The sequence below is a fragment of the Sediminibacterium sp. KACHI17 genome, assembly GCF_040362915.1.
GTDB lineage: Bacteria > Bacteroidota > Bacteroidia > Chitinophagales > Chitinophagaceae > Sediminibacterium.
Genome location: NZ_AP029612.1, coordinates 3,119,313 through 3,136,465, shown reverse-complemented (window position 1 = coordinate 3,136,465; position 17,153 = coordinate 3,119,313). Strand labels below are relative to the sequence as shown.

The window sequence follows — 17,153 nt, the reverse complement described above, 5'->3', positions numbered from 1 at the left end:
AGGGGTGCGAATATGTAGACTTTATGTTGAAAAAAAAATTTTTTATTCACTTGTTTTTTTCCCTACAACCACAGTATGGGCATTTGCGAGATTTTTTTTCTTCGCCCTGGAAAATTCATACTCCAGTCTGCCCAACTGAATACCGCCAAAACCTACCTGATTTACCGCTACAGTTCCTCCCTTTTTATTGGTATATTTTCTCGGTTCCTCAAAAAAGCGGTGTGTATGTCCACCAATGATCAGATCGATGTCATAACTTTCTTTTGCCAGAATCTCATCACTCACTTTATTTTCCTGATAACGATCTCCCAAGTGCGACAAACAGATGACCAGATCACATCCTTTTTTGTGTAACATGTTAGCCGTTCTATTAGCCGTTTCTATTGGATCCAGATAAGTAGTTTTACCATATAGGTTATCGGCAACCAATCCCTGCAATTCAATACCGATTCCAAAAACCCCGATCTGTAAACTGCCCTTTTTAAAAATCTGCCAAGGTTGGGTTTTACCTTCCAGGGCTGTACCGGAAAAATCATAATTGCTGACCAGGATCGGGAATGATGCATGTTTAAGTTGCGTTGCAAAATTTTCCATACCCAGATCAAAATCGTGGTTGCCCATAGTAGCTGCATCATAGCCCATGGCTGACATTGCTTTGATCTCTGGCTCACCCTTATAGATATTAAAATAAGGGGTGCCTTGGAATATATCTCCGGCATCCAGTACCAAAACCTGTTCCTCATCCTGTCTGATCTTCGAAATGAGGGCCGCTCTTGCAGCTACCCCACCCAATCCCTGGTTACGGCTGCCATCCATAGGAAAAGGCTCCAAACGGCTGTGTACATCATTGGTATGCAGTATGGTCAATTTTTGTACAGGATCGGCAACTGCATCGCCATTGAAGGGTATCAATGTAGATGCCAACAATGCAGCACTTGTCTCCTGTATGAATTTTCGTCTGTTAATCGGCATTCGTCACACGGTTTTCAATGATTGGCTGAATAGTTTTTCCTGCGGTTGTTTGCATATTGACATATTCTAATATCGCATCGCGCATCAGGTATCCTCGGTTGATCTGTGGGATCGATTTTAACATGCTACAATCACTTCCTCCATTGGCTACATAGTCGGAATGAGCAACCGTGTAGATCACATTCGGATCTAAAGGTTTGCCATTGATCATGACACGGGTTGCCTTTTTATTCTTTATCTGGAGTGTAGTTCCTTTTGATACCGGCCAGCCACCATCTGCTGCCATCACATCAAGGTACGCTTGCAAAACAGTTCCTTTCAATTCCTGTAAGACAAGGAGATTATCAAAAGGCATGATCTCAAAAATCTTTCCTACGGTAATATTCCCTTTGGCCAGATAACTACGAATACCTCCTGCATTCATGAATGCAACATCAATCTTGCGACCGAATTTTTTTTCACCCATCTCTTTATAGCAATCCACTAAAAAATTGCCGATCTCAGATTCAGGGCGTTTATTGGTATAAGTATCTGCACTGCTACCGATCACCTGATTCATGGTTGCGTTGATATTCATCGTGTACGGTTGCAACATCACCATCACAGATGAATCATTACGAATCGATCCATCGATCTTGTATTGGGTATGCTGTAAAGATGTTGGTTGATAAAAAGTACTGCAGGAGGATAGTGCAATAAAGAGACCAAAGAAAATAGAATTTCTCCTGTACATATCAGTTAGCGGTTAATGTCGGAAGGTACAATATAATTCTACCTCGATTCGCATTTTTTCTGTTTAAAGAATATTTTAATGCTACTTTTACGGCTAATAAATTATAAATGAATGTCGTACGAAATCACCGGAAAACTAGTAGCCAAATTTGATATCATTCAAAGAAGTGAGACCTTTAAAACCCGCGAATTTGTAATAGAAAAATCAGAAGATATTGGCGGAAGAGTCATTACCAATTATGTAAAGTTTCAATGCGTTCAGGATAAGACCGCAATGCCTGATCGTTTTAATATTGGAGACGACGTACGTGTTCAATTTAATATCAAAGGAACCAAATGGGTTAAAGATGGTCGTGAGAACTACATCACCAACTTAGATGCCTGGCGCATGGAAGCTGTAAAACTTGGACAACAAGATCAATCGGCCGGTAATGCCTACAATGATATGCCGCCACCAGCTGACGTGGTGGATGATCTTCCATTCTGATCATTATTTTATTAGACACTTTTTAGGCTAAATACCTAACAGTATGCAACAACAATACACACTCAAGTTAAAGCCGTCTGAAGCGGCGAATGAAGCCATCGTTCGGGAGTATATCGCTCAAACTAGTGGCAAAAGCATAGAACAGATCTCAGGCTATGTATTGCTCAAACGTTCGATCGATGCCCGTAGCCGTCAACAAGTTTGGATGAATCTCACAGTTCAGGCATTTATTGATGAACCTTTTCATGCCAGAACGATCGATCCTGTTTCATTTAAAGATGTTGGTAGTTCCACAAAAAAAGTTATCATCATTGGCGCCGGTCCGGCCGGATTATTCGCTGCACTAAAATTGATAGAAGCCGGTATCTGTCCGATCATTCTGGAAAGAGGTAAAGATGTTCGCTCCAGAAGACGAGATCTTGCCAAACTCAATAAAGAAGGTATTGTTAATCCTGAAAGCAATTACTGTTTTGGTGAAGGCGGTGCAGGCACTTACAGCGATGGTAAATTATATACCCGCAGTACCAAAAGAGGAGATATTCACCGTATCCTGAACTTATTGTATCAGTTCGGTGCGAATGAATCTGTTTTGTACGATGCACATCCGCATATTGGCACTAACAAACTTCCACATATCATTACAGCCATGCGCGAGCAAATTCGCGATAGTGGCGGACAGTTTTTGTTCGAAAAAAAGGTTGTTGATTTCATCCTTGAAAAAGGAATCATCAAAGGAGTGCTCACCGCGGATGGTGATACCATCATGGCTGATGAATGTATCCTTGCAACAGGACATTCAGCCCGTGATATTTTCACACTGCTATCCAATAAACAAATACTAATTGAATCCAAACCATTTGCTTTAGGGGTTCGTATTGAGCATCCGCAGGCGCTGATCGACTCCATTCAATATCATTGTCCGATCCGTGATGAATTTTTACCTCCTGCCTCATATGGATTGGTAGAACAGGTCAATAACCGAGGAGTATTTAGCTTTTGTATGTGTCCGGGTGGCATCATCGCACCCGCAGCAACGAGTCCGGGTGAATTGGTGGTCAATGGATGGAGCCCAAGTAAACGCAATAACCCCTATGCCAATAGTGGCATGGTGGTTCAGGTGGAACAACAGGATGCAATTCAGTTTTTTGTGAAAAGAAAATGGACATTACCTGATGGAAGCACTATCAATAAAAATATCCCTGCTAAAAACGATCCGCTGCTATTGATGTATTTTCAGCAGGCAGTTGAGCAAAACTCCTATCATGCAGGAGGCGGTCATTTTGTAGCGCCTGCTCAACGAATGGTTGATTTTTGTTCCGGCAAAGTATCTGCCGATTTACCTGATTGCAGTTATGTACCCGGATTGAATTCTACTGCCCTTGAAGAAGTGCTGCCAGATTTTATTTACAAAAGCTTGCAAGGCGGATTCACAGCATTTGGTAAAAAAATGCGAGGTTATTATACCAATGATGCAGTAGTGGTAGCTACAGAGAGCAGAACCTCCTCTCCTGTTCGAATTCCGAGAAACGCAGATACATTAACACATCCACAAGTAAGCAATTTATATCCCTGTGGCGAAGGAGCAGGTTATGCAGGCGGTATAGTGAGTGCTGCAATGGATGGAGAAAGAGTAGCCGATATGATCATAAAAAAAGGGAAGTGATTCTTGACCTCCCTGATCGCTTAATTATTTTCTTGCATCTGTTTTCGCGAGATCAACAACTGCTGTTTTAGTAACTCATTCTTCTTAAACGCTTCTAATTCTTTATCCAATTGTTGCTGATCGTTATCCGTCCAGTTTTGAGTTATTTGCTTTAGGTCAGGCTTACCTGCATCAACCCATGCTGTATACCAAAAATCTGCAATCAGATCAGCAGACTGTAATAATCGTTGATTGATACTTGGTTTTAATGATGCTGCATACGCTTTTGCAAATTCGGTAGAATAACTTTTTGATTCTCTGCCTCTCCTGATCTGCACACGATATTTAGTGGCATCAGTAAAATTTTTAGAGACTTCGATTTCTTTTGCCAGCATTTCAGGAACCATCGTAAAGCCCGTACGTACTGCTTTCCAGATAGCTGCTGCCGGATCTTTCAGGTAAGTAGCTTTATGTGATGAATACAATTGATACTGTTCTATTTCCAATTCCGGTATCATTGATTCCCATAAACTATGTAGACCTTTTTGATTGGTCAACTGTCCATCATAATTCACGGTAGTATGCAATGGTACATGCGCATCTCCGATATAATGACCGATATCCGCTGCATAAAAAAGGATACTGTCTTTATTTTTCTGCTTGAATGCCTGTGTAAGTTTATGCTTCATGTAAATCACATGATAAGGCACGTATCCATATTTCTCTAAGCTGTCTTTAGAGTATTTCTGGATGGCTTTTTGCCAATCAAAAGGCATTGTATTTGCAGCATTCTCGCCATACATTTCCAGATCAATAAAATGTTTAGGAGCTTCAGTACTATCTGTATTACGTCTTTGATCAGGACGAGGAGCATCTGCAACTACTTTTTCTAAGTTCTTATAGAAAAAAGGTCTGATCTCTGCAGGCAATTCATAGACCGCCAACTGATGAATGGTTCTGTGCACCAGAAAACCCCAGCTACCACATACCACCAGGATCAATAACAATAAAAAGCCGATCTTACTTTTTTGCAAATGATTCATATACTTTTTCACGTATTTAAGGCGCGAAATTAGCAGATTCAGGTTCAATTACTGTAATAATTCCCGCCTATCCACTACTAACCTGCTGTTATTGTTGATTTGTTATCTTCATTTCGACATTATTCGAACACGACCAAACCACATCAATATGAGTAAAATCCTTGAACTAGAGGCATTAAGAAAATATTATGCCACACAAAAAGCAGTGGATGATATCAGTTTCTCCATTGAAAAAGGCAGCATTTTCGGGCTCTTGGGTCCGAATGGTGCAGGTAAAACCACCCTGCTGCGTATGATCACCGGCATTTTTTACCCTGATATGGGACAGATCAAATTTGATGGCAAGCCCTTTGATCCATTGAATGATATTCGTTTGATCGGTTACATGCCGGAAGAACGTGGTTTGTATAAGAAAATGAAGATCGGAGAACAAGCTTTATATCTGGCACAATTGAAAGGATTGAGCCGAAATGAAGCAATGGAGAAAATAAAATATTGGTTCAAGAAACTCGAAATGGAGACCTGGTGGAATAAAAAAGTGGAAGACCTGAGTAAGGGGATGAGCCAAAAACTACAGTTTGTGACCACGGTGCTTCATGAACCCAAACTGATCATCCTGGATGAACCTTTTAGCGGTTTGGATCCATTGAATGCCAATTTGATCAAGGATGAAATATTTGGTTTGGCACAGCGTGGGTCTACTGTTATTTTCAGTACTCACCGTATGGAACAGGTTGAAGAGATCTGTGATCATATTGTGTTGGTGAATCTGGGTAAAAAAGTTTTAGACGGATCTGTAGCAGAGATCAAGCAAAGATTCAAAGAAAATCAATTTAAGATTCGTTTACAGGATAAGCCGGGTCACACCAACAGTCAGGCTTTCTCCATCCTTCATGAAAATGCGAATGACCTCACAGTAAAGATCAATGAAGGCTTCCGTAGTAATGATGTACTCATGCACTTTTTGCAACAAGGCACAACGATCGAATCGTTTCATGAAATATTGCCTTCGCTGAATGATATCTTTATCCGCATTGTGGAAGGTAGCAGTGCTCTTACAAGATCATTCCAGAAAGTAGATTAATCATCATTGTTATTCAACCACTAACAACACAACTTATGAATAAGATATTTATAGTAGCCAAAAGAGAATTTCTCACAAGGGTACAAAAGAAAACTTTTTTACTGACCACTATCGGTGTGCCGATCCTTATCTTCGCATTTTATGCTGTCATCATCTTTATGTCCGTTAAATCCACCACTGATTTTAAAGTGGCCGTAGTGGATGAAGCGAATGTATTCAATGGAAAGATCGATGAGAAAAAAAGTAGCGAGGTCATATTTAGTTTTGTTAAAGAAGATACCGCCTCACTCAATAAAAAATTAGAGCAGAAAGAATATGATGCTTACCTGTTTGTACCTGCCGGATTTAGTATCAGCGGTCAAACCAATGATTCTTTACAATTCCGTTCAGCGAAAACAGTAGGTCTGATGACGCGTGAAAAAATTGAAAGCAGGGTGAGTAAAGCACTGGAAGAAAAACGTTTACTTTCAATGAATATCTCTAAGGCTCAATTGGACAGTATCCAAGCACAAAAAGAACTGATCACTTTTGCGAATACATCCGGCAAAAAAGAGAATCAAACCAAAGTGGGCGTAAGCTATGCAGTAGGTTTTATTTCCGGTTTCATGATCTATATCATTCTCTTTATTTATGGCACCATGGTAATGCGCGGTGTTGTGGAAGAGAAAGTAAGCCGTATCGCAGAAGTAATCATCAGTAGTGTAAAACCTTTCCAACTCATGATGGGTAAGATCATTGGTATTGGTGCAGTTGGATTGATACAGTTCTTGATCTGGGGGGCATTGGTAATTATCCTTCAGTTTGCGGTTCCGATTCTTTTCCCTCAGTTATTTGAAGGTATGCAGGCTCAACCTGTACAACCGGGTATGATGGCTGCTGTAGATGCTGCCAAGCAACAACCTGATATGATCAGAGGATTAATGGAAGGATTGAATCAGATCAATTTCCCGCTGATTGTCGGCTGTTTTGTTTTCTATTTCTTGGGTGGTTACTTTATGTATGCTTCTCTTTTTGCAGCAGTAGGTAGTGCAGCCAATGAAGACATGCAAGATGCGCAAAGTCTTCTACTGCCCATCATGATGCCCATCATTTTCGGCATAGTTATCATGATGCAGGCTGTGAATAATCCAAATGGTAGTTTAGCAGTCTTTGGTAGTCTGTTCCCATTAACTTCTCCCATTGTAATGATGGCCAGAGTAGCCCATGGTATACCGGAAGGTGTTTCTACTTTCCAATTGATTCTGAGTATGCTTTTCCTTGTACTTGGATTCTTCGGAACAACATGGCTTGCAGGTAAAATCTATCGTACAGGTATTCTGATGTATGGTAAGAAAGTAACCTGGAAAGAATTATGGAAATGGGCCGTTAAGAAGAATTAGAAATATCCAACAAATGAATGTCCAATTTCGAACTAGAAGATTTTCTGATTTCGAAATTGGACATTTTTATTCTCCTGTTTTACATTCCTACTGTGCTAATGAAACGCGCACACTCACGCCGGCACGGGTATTTACGCTTGGCGCTGACGTAGAAATATAGGGAGTTACTCTACGCTGATCGAAGAAGAAACGAATGTTAACTCTATTATTGATGATATAATCAATTGATGGTTGAATTGTGATCTCTTTTTGTCCACCTGTACCATACGCATTCGCCTGATCCAATCTACTATTGGTCAATGATTCATCTCGCATTCCAATATCCACTTTCAAAGTCAGATCATTTTCCAGTTTTTTCGCTTTTCCACCCGGTAATTTAAATGGAAGATTCACCCCACGCTTTCTCCAACTAAAACCAAAAGTCCAGTCAGTATTCCTTGTTTCACTCAATTGAAAATCCACCAGACTCAAACTCAATCTCCTGCCCTTACCATATGTGAACTTCAGATTCATTTGATCATTGGTAGTAATATCCACTCCGATCAAAGGTTCAAAGCTTTCCTGCATGGTAATATTGGGAACTAAGAAGTAAGGAATGAAGTTTCCGCTTACTGTATCAATAAATGCCGGACCACCCAATCTGAATGGATCAGTATACAACAATGCACTATTGAAACTATTCATACTCAAGTTACCCTTGTACCCGTGTGTGAATGTGATGTTGTTGAATATCTTTTGTAAAGAAGGTAATTTACTCAACCCCGTATAGGTCAGTCTCCAGTTTGGTTTTGGCAAAATACCACTGAATGGATTGGCGGAAATATTCGGATTGGATTGTTTGATCAGAGAAACCGAATTAGGATCTTTCCCAGTATAAGCAGCCAGGAAGGATGGGATCAATACATCCTGAGAATACCTTCCATAACCTGTTGCATATCCGTCAGCGGTAAATTTCTGACCCGCAGGAAGTGCCTGCCAGTATGGGTTTGCTTCAGCAACTCGTTTTGAAACTACCAATCGGTTATTTTCAAAAGTTTTAAAAGTGGTTGATATCTCATTGGGATTGAATTTCCCGAATAGCGTATTGAAAGCTACATAGGACACACTAAAGCCACCCGTTGCCAACGGATTTAAGTGACTGAATTTACCTGTACCCAAAGTATCCTTGAATAATTCAGAATAGTCTTTGGTAAATGTTTTTTCAAGATTCAGGTCAATGATCAATTCACGGACAGGTTCCAATTGTGCAGTAATATTAAATCGCTGTTCAAAACTTTGGCGGAACAAGAAATTGAAAGTTGTATCTCTCGATAATAACCCTTGTGCAGCTTTTTTATTCAACCAGGCTGTGTCCGGTTGTTTACCAAAGACATAGTCAAGCCCTGGTGCCATGCTGTTGAAGTTCTGACCAATGAATCGGGTACTATCCATATAACCCGGCAATCTGCTTTTATAATTAGCGGAATAATTAAGCGACACATTTTTCAGCATCGTCAACAATTTACCTCCTGCTCTCTCCAAGCCACTCAATTCCGGTAATTGATTAGCACGTAACAATCTTTGTGCAATACGCTCGTCTCTACGCTGAGCTTTCCATTTTTTAAGCGCTTCTTTTCTGTCCTTACCAAATAAACCTTGCAAGGCAACAGATTTTGGTAAAAGTGTTGAGCCTAATAAATTGGAAGGCGCCTTTTTATTCTTGGTCGTATCTCCTTTTTGTTTTGGAGGAGGCACATTATCCAAAGCTCGCATCCATCTTGATTTAGCATACAAGCTGGCGAAATTGAACTGAGCAGTGAAATTATTTTCCTGTGCGTTCTCTAATGTATTACCTAAATTATACGCCAATCGGCTCGCCCCGATCCAATTATAACTTGCCGTATAACCATACCTAGCCGTTATCCAATCGGTCATTGGGAACTTATTGAGCGGCAGCGTGTAAGTAAGTATTGCTTTTTGTGTGTACAGGGTATTTCTTCCGCCGTTAAAGAAATTCTTTCTGACAGAATCCTTTTTTTCTTTTGTATCAATTCTTCCAAATGGTTCATCAACACGAGCATTGTTCACTGCAGAGAAATCCAGATTAAGAGAGCGACTCAAATCCCAACGCAGGTTATAAAAACGATCGAACGTAAAGTATTTATCATAAGTGGTATCCACTCTTTCTACCTTACTATCGAATGTATTGACGATGCGGGGTATGAACTGACCAAATTGTCTCTGAATATCCGTTCTGAAACTCAGGAAAGAAGGCTTAAGATTGAAATTAAAATCTTTCACCAATGCAAACCATGGAGAATTAGATTTGAGAATCTTCTTGAATGGTTCAATATAATTGCTTTGTGCATTATAAGTATACCCGAATCCACCGCGATGTCTGGTTACTTTATTCTGGTCAATAACAGGACTTGTCTGTTCCGTTTCAGTGAATGAATAGTTGAAATCAAAATTGCTCAAACTCAATAACCCCTGCTTAGCTCCCGGCAGGAATCTTGCATTGGTGAAATTGAGTGTCCGGATCGTTGTTTGATCTACTGCTGCTTTGCGAATGGAATCCCGCTGGTTGGGTAAACTATTATTCAGCTTTTCTTTATAGCGTACATCTCTGTCAAAAGGATCATACTCAGGTGTGAGTATGGTTCGATTGATACTAGCGTAAACCGGAAGTGAGAATCTCGCTTTCTTTGGTAATAATTTACCCGCATCAATATTTGCGGCAATATCAAACTGCATAAGATTATCACGTGCTCGCTCATTGACGCGTTGTTCAATGGTACCAAAACCTTGTGAGCGGGTATTGGCTGAAACAGACATGGTTCCCAGATCTGCCAACAATAGATCCACTCTTCCTAATGCAGCCCAACCACCACGCTCATCCAGATCAGACAATCGCAATTCATTCACCCATACTTCAGAACTAAGCATGGGTCCGTCAGGACGATAAGGGTTTTCTACCCCTACTAAAATTCCTCTCACTTCTCCTAAGTTCGGATTACCCCGAATCGAATAAATTTTATTTCCGAAACGTTCCCGATAAATATTGGTAACTGTTCCTCCTCTTTCATTCCTGCGAAGCTTAAGATCGATCAGATCACGAAGACTCACATTCAGATCATTGGCAGCCGGCCAAACTCTTTCTTCTTGTCCGCGAGGATAAGTACCCGGAGCTGTTACTTTCAAAGGAACTTTGATCTCATAATAGTTATTCAAGAAATCTTGCCCGATACGAACCACGGCATACAACTCATCATCTTGTAATGGACGTTGACCCGGAACAGACTCCGCATGCAAATACATGGAGAGATTACCATATTGTCTGATATCCAGATTCAATGTTTTGAAAACAGCTCTTGCATCACCGGTGATAAGATTACGTACCTGCAAGCTCATCGCTTGTTCATTCTGCTGAAGATTCACACCGTTGTTACTTAATAACTGAACACGTTCTACACCCGGAGGCATGATATAATTCACCGGTCTTCTGCTACTATTTTCTTCCAGGTTAACAGCAAGGGTATTAAAAGTAGTACCTGCAATATTATTGATCGGTGTATAAGATCCGGTTGTATCTAAGTTAAAACTGAATTGTCTCCACTGATTACGTACCAGATCCATTCTAGCCATACGTATCACTACTGAATCTTCAAAATCAGTAAGGTATAATCTCGCAAAACGTATGGATTTGAAATCGGCAATACTACCTACTTTTCTGGAGAACCCACGAATAGGAATTCGGAATAAAAACCAGTCCTCCGTTTTAGTTGTACCATCTGCTGCATTCACAGTAACTCTTCTCTTATCAGTGATATAAGGAGTGATCCCTACATCCATACCCGGACGCAGATTCACTTCATATTCATAATAAGCTTCTGTTTCATTCAATGTATTATCACGATTCAGGTCTTCATTGTCAGGATACAAAGTTGCAGCAGGAGTAAATTGTCCACCACCCGTTACCGCTACAGGCGAGTTTCCTTGTGGGTTATTGTGATTTTTATAACGACCTAAAATACCTGTACCTAATTGATCAAATGAATTATCCCGAAACCATTTGTAATTATCACGTGCCAGATCCGCTTGTGCTTGTATGAAAGCTGGGGAAGAGGTACCAAAATTCTGAGCAATTCTGTTCAGGATATATCCTTTCTTTCTCCGTTCTGCATCATCATCCAATCCATCAAAACCCACATCCTGAAAAGGTCTGTCATTAGGATCATTACTGAATGCTTGTGTGATCTGAATAGGATTCACTGGAGTCTTACCCCATGTATTCGTACTATCAACCGCTGCAGGAATATTCGGCGTATTCAATCCATTTTCATAAAAACGTTTTCCATCTTTTAAAACATCTTCACTCACATTTCCCAGATTCAGGAAAAACTTTCCCCCTCTACTAGTGGGATTCAAGATGAATGGGTCCTGCATCCATATCTCAAAGAATTCAATATTCCCTGTTTCAAAATCAGTTTGATCAATAGCACGCATAATACCACCCCAACGATTTCCCGGTTTTGTCAAACGACCATTTGCAGTAAACTCGCTAGGTCTTGTTTCAAAATTATAAGGACCTTTTTCTGTCGGATAAAATGCCAGATCAAAAGTTGCAGCTTGTACATCTGTGATATTGGTCGTTCGCTGCGGAAATAATTCATTGGTAAATACTTGTCTTACTCGTGGATCACTCAACTCCGTGAGATTTCTTCTCAACGGATTATTACTGCTGTTTTTATCCTGCAAATTGGGTTCGATATTATACCACGCAAGTTTGGCTCGATTAAAGTTATAATCAATAGAATCTGTCAGTGTCGCCTCAGGAAACTTTGCATTGCCTTGCGGTGTTGATGCCAATGTCCACGCAACAAATGGGAAACGCAGATCGATACTGGTTCTTGTTCCTTCAAAATCATCAATAAAGATCAACCCTTGTTCTCCTCTGCCGATTTGAGGCGGGTGTCCGGGTTTCAAGAAAGCTGCTTCACCATATGCATTGATCGCTGAAGTTGCTTTGGTAGAATAAAAAGGAAGTTTGTTCAATAATCTGGTCAAACCCGGTAATTCAGATTGATAACTGAAATCAAGTCCGTACATGGTATTACGGATCGGGTCATCACCATACGCCATTTTGGTAAAGAAAGGTCTTTCACCTAATCGTACGGAAGTAGCACCCAGACTAAGTTTTTTACTGGCGATATAATCCAATCGTAATCCACTGAACCCTCTTTGTTGCATTCCAAACCCTGCATTGTTCTCGAAGGATACATTCACCGGAACATTCGAGTTTAAAATACCTGCGTTCAAAATCCTTACAGTACCTAAATTATAATCAACAGTATAATCGGCTCCTTCTTTCAGAATTTGTCCACCCGCAGTCACCGTAACAGATCCTTGTGGAATATTGAATGTATTGAGGTAGATCTCTGATCCGCTACTGTTGCCTTTCACCTGTCCTTGCATCACAAAACGATTCAAATTGGCATAGGTTTGAGCGATTGCTTTGATAGAATCATACAAAGCATAATACACGTATTTATTTTTAACCGATGCCGGTAGCCCCGAAAATGCAAGCGTATCAAGATCTCGACCAAAAGGCTCTAATACCGGGAAAATAATTTTTCCTGTTTGAGGTAAGACGGTGAAATTATCTATGAAATCAAATACACCATCGGGCTGGGGATCATTGCGATTATTCAATCGATCCAGATTCAGGATCCTCAATAAAGGCTGACCGCCAACAGCAGGAGATGTTTCAGGCAAATATCTTTTTAAACCACCACTTGGTTCTTCATACAACACGTTAAGTTTGAAATCTTCTCGTTGTATACCTCCGAATACATCCAAAGAGTATACGTTTTTCATCATCCAATCCCATATTGGTAATTGAATTCTTTGTGAAGTAGCTTTTAATAATTTAAGAAATAACACTTTTTGTACACCACCTGTTGAATCCAAAGCTACATCCTGAGAAAATTCACCGACTTGATATACCCTTCCATTGTAAGTGTACTGAAAAGCAACTGCCAATACTTCATCAGGCTGTAATTGGGTATTGATAGAAATAAAACCTACTTGCGGATTAAACGTGTATTCAGTGGCAGCTAATTTTCGTGCAAAAGTTTTTTCATAATCATCAACAGGTCTTAATCCTTTTGATAGCAATAATGTATTAATGAAAGATGGATTCCTGGTATTGGGATCTCCGGCTAAAGAAGGATATAAATTATTGGCTCCGTTAAATGGAAGTGGGTTATTGGTTTGTGATGATACAGCAGGATTATAAGGTCTTGCTTCACCTAAATCCATTAAACCAACAATGTCACGCGCTTCCGTTGTAGCACCTGTTCTATTCGTTACCCATACTTCAATTCTTTGTATCTGAACCTGAGAGTTTACAACAGGCAGATTAGCCATAGTTTTATTGTAGTTATCCTTGAAGTACTGTCCCAATAAGAAATGTCGGTTCTCTTCATAATCATCCAATCGCTTTTGAAAATTCTGCGTAGCAGCGCCCCCTTGTAAAGCAACTGATTGTCTACTAGACCGCTGATTTGCCAATGCACCTGTTACAAAAAGTTTTCCGAATTGTAATTGCGTCTTGATACCAAAAAGATTCTGCGCGCTGGGTATTAATGTTCCCCTTGATTGAAAGGAAATATTACCCGCTTCAATACTCTTGATCAATTCATCATCCATTCCTTTGTAATCCAATTTCAACTGATTATCAAAGTTCAGATTCGAGAGTGTATTGTAGTTGATCGGAAACTTTAGTTTATTCCCAATATTGGCATTTACATTCAGGTTGGCATTCATATCAAAATCAAAACCACCATTTTTTCGCGCTCTTTCCGGTAGTGTTGGATTCTTGATATTTTGACCTTGGTATCCGGCTAAAATATTGACATCGCCTGTTGGACGAATATCGATCTTCAGTTTATTGAGTGCATTCAGATCATTAGCTGCGCTACGTACATCATTGATGTTATTCTTGATATCACCGGCAAATCGGTTCACTGCATCATTCAATCCGAATATGCGATCGAATAAACTAGTGTATACTTCGTGTTTTGGACGAGCTACTTTTTTGTTCAATAAGGTAAGGGCATCGGCCCTTTTTTTGAAATAGGCCCTTTCTTGTTCTCTTGCCTGCATACGCCAGAACTCCTCAAAACTCATATTGGTGGGCGTTCTGTAATATCGATTTCCGATTTTCTCTACAATGATGTACTGTCTTGTCTTGGGATCGTATTCAATCGAACGTTTGATAAGCGCTGTATCTCTTAAATCAAAAGGATTCCTGCTTTGTTGACTGAATGCGTCGCCCCTTCTGTCGCTAATGGGATAGCGCAAACTATCTTGTTGCTGAGCTGATGCGGGAGCATGGCTCAATAGCAGCAATAGAAAAGTAAATAAGGACAATAAACGCAAAGCAGTGCACTTGTTTAAGTAGAGGTGTAACCGATAGACTATAGATTTTTAAGTGCCTGTTTGATGATCAGTTCCAGTGAAGCATCTGCAGGTATGATTGACATGGTTTTTTTAATAGCTTGTTCTGCCTGGGGTCTTCCAATTCCTAAAGCAACCAGGGCTTGAACAGCATCAGTATCAGGTGTATTCATAATGATACCACCGGATAATGGTGATTCCAAAGATTGTTTACCCAATTTATCCCTCAGTTCAACAATCAACCTTTCAGCAGATTTTTTTCCGATTCCTTTAATTCCTTCCAGTTGCTTTGTATTCCCTTGAACGATCGCCCTGATAATTTCATCTGGTTTCATTCCAGACAACATCATTCTGGCCGTAGCTGCACCTACACCTGACACACTGATCAATTGCAGGAATAGTTCCTTTTCTGCAATATCGGCAAATCCGAACAATGTTTGTGCATTTTCAGTAATATGTAAATAAGTGTGTAATTGTCCACTTTCAGCATTGGCAATGGCGGCATAAGTGTTCAGGCTAATTTGAAGATCATAACCTACTCCATTCACATCCACCACCAATCTTGCAGGTGTTTTAACGGCAAATTTACCTCTGACAAATGCGATCATATTGCTATCAAAAATAAGGGTAAAAGCTTACAGATTATACGTACATTTGTAGAAAATTTATACGTATGTCAGCAAAATTGACTTTATTGATTGATGAAGCGGTTGTAGCTGATGCTAAAGCATATGCCCGTGAATCAGGCAAGAGCTTATCAAAAATCATTGAAGGATATTTAAGGGGATTAAGAAAAAAGCAACCTAAAAGTCCAGAAGAAGATCTCCCGCCACTCTTAAAAAGGCTACATGGTTGCGTACAGACAGATGATAAAAGGGATTATAAAGAAATTATTCAAGAAGAAATTTTGAAGAAGCATCGCTAAATGAAAGTATTTCTTGATATAAATATCATACTTGATTTCCTTCTTAAAAGAGCACCTTTTGATGAGGATGCCATTGAAATATTTAAACTTCTTTACAAAAAAGATATAAACGGATTTGTTTCGGCGATTAGTTATACACAGATAGGATATTTCCTTCAAAAATTTACCGGTAAGCCTACAACCAAAGGAATTTTAAGAGATCTTAATCGATTATTAAAAACAGTAACAGTCGATAATAGAATAATTGAGGAAGCGATTGATTCAGAAATTACTGACTTTGCAGATGCCATACAAATGGCCTCTGCACTTTCAATTACAGGCTTACATTCCATTATCACAAGAGATAAAAAAGATTTCAAATCATCTCAAATACTTATACAGTCTCCCAAAGAATTTTTAAACGCATTTAAAAATTATCATGAATAAAATAACAGCCAGCATTACCGCAGTAGGCGGATATGTACCCGAAGACAAACTCACCAATTTCGATCTTGAGAAAATGGTAGACACCAATGATGAGTGGATCCGGACACGTACCGGTATTGAAGAAAGAAGAATTTTGAAAGAGCCCGGAAAAGGCAGTAGTGATATGGCTGTACCGGCTGTGCTTGAAATACTCAAGAAAAAAAATCTGAGTCCACTCGATATCGATTGTATCATTTGCGCTACTGTTACGCCGGATATGGTATTCCCGGCAACAGCCAATATCATCTGCGATAAGATCGGCGCTACCAACGCTTGGGGTTATGATATGAGTGCTGCATGTAGCGGTTTTCTATACGCATTGACCACCGGAGCCATGTACATTGAAAGCGGAAGATTTAAAAAAGTGATCGTAGTAGGTGTAGATAAAATGAGTGCCATCATCGACTATACCGATCGTGCTACCTGTATCATTTTTGGAGATGGCGCCGGCGCTGTCCTATTAGAACCTGCTACCGATGGTTCTGGTGTACTTGATAGCATTCTACGAAGTGACGGAAGCGGCAGACACTACTTACATATGAAAGCAGGTGGATCCGTAAAACCTGCAACTGTTGAAACAGTGATGGCTAGAGAACATTTTGCATACCAGGAAGGACAAGCCGTTTTCAAATTTGCAGTAAAAGGGATGGCTGATGTAAGTGCTGAGCTATTAGAAAGAAACGGACTCACCGGAGATGATATCTCATGGCTCGTACCACACCAAGCTAATCTTCGCATCATTGACGCTACTGCCAATCGTATGGGACTTCCCAAAGAAAAAGTAATGATCAATATCCAGAAATATGGTAACACCACTGCTGCTACCTTGCCCCTCTGTTTATGGGATTGGGAAAAGCAATTGAAAAAAGGAGACAATATCGTCCTCGCCGCTTTTGGCGGAGGCTTCACTTGGGGAGCAACTTGGGTGAAATGGGGATATGATGGGAAATAATGTTGTGAACAATAATAATTGAAAGGTGAAAA

General features: G+C 40.0%; 12 protein-coding genes. 7 read left to right on the top strand and 5 right to left on the bottom strand.

Going from position 1 to position 17,153, the window contains the following annotated elements; translation table 11 throughout:
- Nucleotides 1-42 precede the first annotated feature (42 nt).
- Together ABXG83_RS13905 and ABXG83_RS13900 are read right to left on the bottom strand one after the other, a co-directional pair.
- Nucleotides 43-972 carry a metallophosphatase gene (locus tag ABXG83_RS13905; RefSeq protein ID WP_353549469.1) on the bottom strand — a complete coding sequence of 310 codons (930 nt, stop codon included), beginning with the start codon at nucleotides 970-972 and terminating at the stop codon, nucleotides 43-45.
- The gene (locus tag ABXG83_RS13900) at nucleotides 962-1,705 is read right to left on the bottom strand and encodes a 5'-nucleotidase C-terminal domain-containing protein (RefSeq protein WP_353549468.1); all 744 of its coding nucleotides are present in this window, start codon (nucleotides 1,703-1,705) and stop codon (nucleotides 962-964) included. The genes ABXG83_RS13905 and ABXG83_RS13900 overlap by 11 nt, the downstream gene beginning before the upstream one ends.
- Nucleotides 1,706-1,816: 111 nt before the next feature.
- Here ABXG83_RS13900 and ABXG83_RS13895 point away from each other — a divergent pair, with 111 nt between their 5' ends.
- Both ABXG83_RS13895 and ABXG83_RS13890 read left to right on the top strand, forming a co-directional pair.
- On the top strand, nucleotides 1,817-2,191 hold the full coding sequence (locus tag ABXG83_RS13895) for a DUF3127 domain-containing protein (protein ID WP_353549467.1): 375 nt from the start codon (nucleotides 1,817-1,819) through the stop codon (nucleotides 2,189-2,191).
- A 43-nt stretch (nucleotides 2,192-2,234) separates the two neighbouring features.
- Nucleotides 2,235-3,854 (top strand): FAD-dependent protein, encoded by a 1,620-nt coding sequence (locus tag ABXG83_RS13890; protein ID WP_353549466.1) that lies wholly within the window; start codon nucleotides 2,235-2,237, stop codon nucleotides 3,852-3,854.
- 20 nt (nucleotides 3,855-3,874) lie between these two features.
- On the opposite strand, the gene ABXG83_RS13885 is transcribed toward ABXG83_RS13890, so the two are convergent.
- Nucleotides 3,875-4,876, bottom strand: a complete 1,002-nt coding sequence (locus ABXG83_RS13885; RefSeq protein ID WP_353549465.1) for a zinc dependent phospholipase C family protein — start codon at nucleotides 4,874-4,876, stop codon at nucleotides 3,875-3,877.
- A 148-nt stretch (nucleotides 4,877-5,024) separates the two neighbouring features.
- Between ABXG83_RS13885 and ABXG83_RS13880 the strand changes: the two genes are divergently transcribed.
- Nucleotides 5,025-5,960, top strand: coding sequence for an ATP-binding cassette domain-containing protein (locus ABXG83_RS13880; RefSeq protein WP_353549464.1), 936 nt, complete (start codon nucleotides 5,025-5,027; stop codon nucleotides 5,958-5,960).
- 35 nt (nucleotides 5,961-5,995) lie between these two features.
- Nucleotides 5,996-7,339 carry an ABC transporter permease gene (locus ABXG83_RS13875; protein ID WP_353549463.1) on the top strand — a complete coding sequence of 448 codons (1,344 nt, stop codon included), beginning with the start codon at nucleotides 5,996-5,998 and terminating at the stop codon, nucleotides 7,337-7,339.
- A gap of 87 nt (nucleotides 7,340-7,426) precedes the next feature.
- Here ABXG83_RS13875 and sprA read toward each other — a convergent pair whose 3' ends face one another.
- Entirely contained in the window at nucleotides 7,427-14,683 is a 7,257-nt protein-coding gene (gene sprA, locus ABXG83_RS13870; protein WP_353549462.1) for a cell surface protein SprA, read from the bottom strand.
- 116 nt (nucleotides 14,684-14,799) lie between these two features.
- Complete coding sequence (gene ruvA / locus ABXG83_RS13865) at nucleotides 14,800-15,387, bottom strand: Holliday junction branch migration protein RuvA (RefSeq protein ID WP_353549461.1); 588 nt, start codon at nucleotides 15,385-15,387, stop codon at nucleotides 14,800-14,802.
- Between the two features lie 65 nt (nucleotides 15,388-15,452).
- On the opposite strand from ruvA, the gene ABXG83_RS13860 reads away from it, so the two are divergent.
- Genes ABXG83_RS13860 through ABXG83_RS13850 form a run of 3 tightly spaced genes read left to right on the top strand, consistent with a single transcriptional unit; the run spans nucleotide 15,453 to nucleotide 17,121 of the window.
- Nucleotides 15,453-15,704 (top strand): DUF6364 family protein, encoded by a 252-nt coding sequence (locus ABXG83_RS13860; protein ID WP_322197143.1) that lies wholly within the window; start codon nucleotides 15,453-15,455, stop codon nucleotides 15,702-15,704.
- Complete coding sequence (locus tag ABXG83_RS13855; RefSeq protein ID WP_353549460.1) at nucleotides 15,705-16,130, top strand: PIN domain-containing protein; 426 nt, start codon at nucleotides 15,705-15,707, stop codon at nucleotides 16,128-16,130.
- On the top strand, nucleotides 16,123-17,121 hold the full coding sequence (locus tag ABXG83_RS13850) for a beta-ketoacyl-ACP synthase III (RefSeq protein ID WP_353549459.1): 999 nt from the start codon (nucleotides 16,123-16,125) through the stop codon (nucleotides 17,119-17,121). The genes ABXG83_RS13855 and ABXG83_RS13850 overlap by 8 nt, the downstream gene beginning before the upstream one ends.
- The last annotated feature ends 32 nt before the right edge of the window (nucleotides 17,122-17,153 follow it).

Coding starts and splice junctions, on each gene's coding strand:
- ABXG83_RS13875 (WP_353549463.1), top strand. CDS start 5,996: ATGAATAAGATATTTATAGTAGCCAAAAGAGAATTTCTCACAAGGGTA.
- ABXG83_RS13890 (WP_353549466.1), top strand. CDS start 2,235: ATGCAACAACAATACACACTCAAGTTAAAGCCGTCTGAAGCGGCGAAT.
- ABXG83_RS13860 (WP_322197143.1), top strand. CDS start 15,453: ATGTCAGCAAAATTGACTTTATTGATTGATGAAGCGGTTGTAGCTGAT.
- ABXG83_RS13895 (WP_353549467.1), top strand. CDS start 1,817: ATGTCGTACGAAATCACCGGAAAACTAGTAGCCAAATTTGATATCATT.
- ABXG83_RS13855 (WP_353549460.1), top strand. CDS start 15,705: ATGAAAGTATTTCTTGATATAAATATCATACTTGATTTCCTTCTTAAA.
- ABXG83_RS13900 (WP_353549468.1), bottom strand. CDS start 1,705: ATGTACAGGAGAAATTCTATTTTCTTTGGTCTCTTTATTGCACTATCC.
- ABXG83_RS13905 (WP_353549469.1), bottom strand. CDS start 972: ATGCCGATTAACAGACGAAAATTCATACAGGAGACAAGTGCTGCATTG.
- ABXG83_RS13885 (WP_353549465.1), bottom strand. CDS start 4,876: ATGAATCATTTGCAAAAAAGTAAGATCGGCTTTTTATTGTTATTGATC.
- ABXG83_RS13880 (WP_353549464.1), top strand. CDS start 5,025: ATGAGTAAAATCCTTGAACTAGAGGCATTAAGAAAATATTATGCCACA.
- ruvA (WP_353549461.1), bottom strand. CDS start 15,387: ATGATCGCATTTGTCAGAGGTAAATTTGCCGTTAAAACACCTGCAAGA.
- ABXG83_RS13850 (WP_353549459.1), top strand. CDS start 16,123: ATGAATAAAATAACAGCCAGCATTACCGCAGTAGGCGGATATGTACCC.